Origin of the sequence: Nocardia sp. NPDC058497 (genome assembly GCF_042720195.1) — a bacterium.
In the GTDB taxonomy this organism is placed as follows: Bacteria; Actinomycetota; Actinomycetes; order Mycobacteriales; family Mycobacteriaceae; genus Nocardia.
In genome coordinates, this window is the sequence record NZ_JBHXMY010000642.1 from 1 (window position 1) to 3229 (window position 3229).

Consider the following 3229-nt stretch of genomic DNA (forward strand, 5'->3'; position numbering starts at 1 on the left):
GATGAGCTGGTTGCATTGTCCGAGGACTGGGACCTGCCCGCATCAGCGTCGGCGTTGGCGTTGGTATCGATGTGCCGTGTGGATCTGGTCGCCGTCGACGAGCCGCAACGACGCCGCGGGGTGGGCAGCGCGCTGATGCGGGCAGCGACAGCGACCGCGTTCTACAACACGGCGGGCATGCTCTACGGCGAGTTCGATCCGGGCCAGGCCGGTCTGAGCGAGTTCTTCGGCAGAGAGGAACTGGAACTGTTCGTCTACCCGGTCGGTGCCGGTGTGGATGTGCGCGTGTGGCTGGGCGGCCACCCGGCCGTGGTGAGGCCCGACCGCGGCAGGTGTCTGTTCTACCTCAATCTCCGCCCGCTCCCTGAGTAGTAGGAGACCCACCGGTGTCGCTGGGCGCCTTGAGCGGATCCGGTCGTCTGGTCGGTGTCGAGCCCAATCTGTCCAGGCGCGGGCGTCGCTACCCGGCGTGGAAGTCCGCGCGCGGGTGGCGGGCACCAGCCGCGCACGGCCCCAGACGTGTTCACGCGATTTCGAGTTCAGGGTCGAGGAAGTCGGCGTAGCGCTCGGAATCGTCAGGGCAGGCGCAGCTACACCGCGGAAAGGTCCGCAGGCACTCGGTGCAGTAGCCGCAGTACAGGCAATGCGTGCCGTCGGGGTTGTCGAAAATTGCTCCGCAGTTGTCGCAGTAGCCGTCGGCGAACCCGAGACCCTCGGCGAAGGTGGTGTAGGCGCCGTGAGGGAACCTGCCCAGCTCGTAGGTGTGATTGGAGTACCACGACCCGTCGCGCCAGTGCCCCGCCTGTTCGTTGAAGATGTAGGCGGGCTGCTTGTAAGCAGGGTCGACGGTCAGAATGACTGCCTTGTCGGTGCCCAGCCAGCGCTCGAACCGCGACCGCCCGATCCACGAATCCAGCGACCCGAACGGTGCCCGGGGCAGGAAGTCCTCGGCCGCGATCCGGGTATCGGAGCGATCATCACCGCGCATCGGGTGAACGTGGTCGGGCAGGACCCCGTTGTGGGCCAGCACGCTGCGCTTGTCCCCACCGATCGCGAAGGGGTGACAGTTGGCGGTGGTGTGCTTGCCATGGGTCGCGAAGCGGGAATGGAACAACGCTGGCCCGTCCGGGAACTCTGTTCGGGCGTGGGCGAATTCGGTGATCGTGGTCTTCGGGTCCAGGCCATGCCCGACGATCAGCCGGTCACCGGCGTGGATAGCCCACCCGTGTCCGTGGGGGTTGGCCATCGCACCGGCAGCGAGGGCGTCGTAGTCGGGGGTGATGTCGGATTTGATGAAGGTCAGGATGCACACGGGTAGGCCTCCTCCGTGTCGATGAATGCGCCGGTATCGGCGAGCGCGGACAGCTCGGCGGTCAGCGGCGCGTACTCGGGCCGCGTGGAAACCCAGGCGGCGAAGGTGGACCAGTCCCAGCCGCCGAATCTGGCGACGTCGCGGGCGCGCAGGCCGCGGGTGTATTCGACCGAGGCGTGGGCGAAGGCGAGCGCGGCCTGGACCTGACGACGGTTGAGCGAGCTGGCGAACACGCGCAGCTCGAAAGTGTCTGTGGGGCGGGCGTTGACGGCGTGGTAGCGGCCCCACCCGTGATCGCCGTTCGCGAGCTTCTTGGCCATGGCGCGGATGTCGGGATCGAACTGCGCCCATTCGGTATAGCGGCGCCGCGCCAGCGCGGTCACCGCCGCCTCGTTGCGGTAGATGAGTTTGAGCCAGCGGTAGATGTGGGCGGGGGAGTCGAAACCGTCGCGGGACAGGTGGATGTGGAGGCCGACCTCTTCGTCTGTCCGGCAGCCCAGCAACCGCAGTTGCGACAGCAGCGACCACGGGAACCGGCTCATCGCGTAGTCGAAACTCATCGGGTGGGTGACCAGCTCGAATCCGCAGCTGATCGATGCGTCGTCCTTGAGATAGCCCAGCGACTCGAGACGGGTGTTCGCGGTCTCGACCGCGGTATCGTGTCCGGTGTAGGTGGTGCGGACTTCGAGCTCGAGACCCAGGAACAACGGGCCGCAACCATGAAAGTCAGGGTGTGGCTTGTAGTCGGAGTCGTGGACCCGGGAGGAGTCGGGTCGGGAGCAGTCTTCGCAGTAGTACTCACACCCGCGAAACAGCATCTGGCACTCGTGGCACCGGCAGTAGTCGTCTCGGCAGTCCGAGCACACTGAGTGGTCAAAGTTGATCGAGACCAGATCGGCGGCGGCGCTATTGCAGTCGAAGCAGTGCGAGTATTCGGCGGCACAGTCGGGGCAGACGTCGCCGCCGGAGATGATCGCGGTGATCTCGGTGCTGTAGCGCGAGCAGTCATCACATTGGCTGAACTCGCTGCGGCATTCGGCGCAGCGGTCTTCGTCGTCGACGGTCTGCTCGACATCGCGGGCGGGCCGATCGCAGGACTGGCACAGGTCGAGCTCGACCGCGCAACTCGAGCACAGCTGGTCGGCATCGGCAGTGTGGATGATCTCGTCGGGAGGGGTCTGGGTGGAACAGGACTCGCACTCGGCGAGGTCGGCCGAGATATCGAGGACAGCGGTGGGCATCGGTTCCTTCCCTGGAAACGACGAAAGCCTGCACCAAACGGGTGCAGGCTGAGATGTATGGGCGGGACAGCAGGTCAGTCGGCTAGGTCGTGTTTAACAAGTGGCCGTTGCCGAGCCAGATATTGATGGCTGCGATGTGGACAGTGGCCAGATAACGCACAGCGAGTTTGTCGTAGCGGGTCGCTACCGCACGGTGCTGTTTGAGCTGGTTGATGCCACATTCGACAGCGTGACGCTGCTTGTAGATCTCGGTATCGAACGCATAAGGCCGACCACCTGCGACTCCTCGCCGTCGGCGGTGAGCGAGTTGATCGGCCGGCACGGCGATGGTCGCTGCGATACCCCGCCGCCGCAGATAGGCGCGGTTGGCACGGGAGCTGTAAGCCTTGTCGGCCAACACCCGGTCCGGTCGCGTGCGGGTCCGGCCGGTCTCGAAGCGGGGGACCCCGATCGCGTCGAGGACCGCCGCGAACTGCGGACTGTCACCCGACTGACCAGCAGTGATCAACAACGCCAAGGGTTTACGGCCCTGCTCGCACGCCAAGTGCAGTTTCGTGGTCCACCCACCGCGAGAGCGCCCCAGACCATGATCGGCAGGCTCGACACTCACCCCGCCAGGCGGTTGGACCTGCAGATCCCCCTTTTACGCGCGCCCGCGGCGGGGGGGTGGGCCCCG

Annotated in this window: 3 protein-coding genes and 1 pseudogene; 1 reads left to right on the forward strand and 3 read right to left on the reverse strand. The window is 65.9% G+C overall.

Annotated features, from left to right (window positions below; all coding sequences use genetic code 11):
- On the forward strand, positions 1-372 hold a 372-nt coding region (locus ACFWPJ_RS28715), incomplete at its 5' end, for a hypothetical protein (protein ID WP_378856015.1).
- 151 nt (positions 373-523) lie between these two features.
- Here ACFWPJ_RS28715 and ACFWPJ_RS28720 read toward each other — a convergent pair.
- The 3 genes and pseudogenes from ACFWPJ_RS28720 to ACFWPJ_RS28730 form a co-directional block, all read right to left on the reverse strand.
- On the reverse strand, positions 524-1312 hold the full coding sequence (locus ACFWPJ_RS28720) for a class II glutamine amidotransferase (protein ID WP_378856017.1): 789 nt from the start codon (positions 1310-1312) through the stop codon (positions 524-526).
- Complete coding sequence (locus ACFWPJ_RS28725; protein WP_378856019.1) at positions 1300-2553, reverse strand: hypothetical protein; 1254 nt, start codon at positions 2551-2553, stop codon at positions 1300-1302. The genes ACFWPJ_RS28720 and ACFWPJ_RS28725 overlap by 13 nt, the downstream gene beginning before the upstream one ends.
- A gap of 82 nt (positions 2554-2635) precedes the next feature.
- Positions 2636-3229, reverse strand: a pseudogene (locus tag ACFWPJ_RS28730) (IS5 family transposase); the annotation flags it as partial.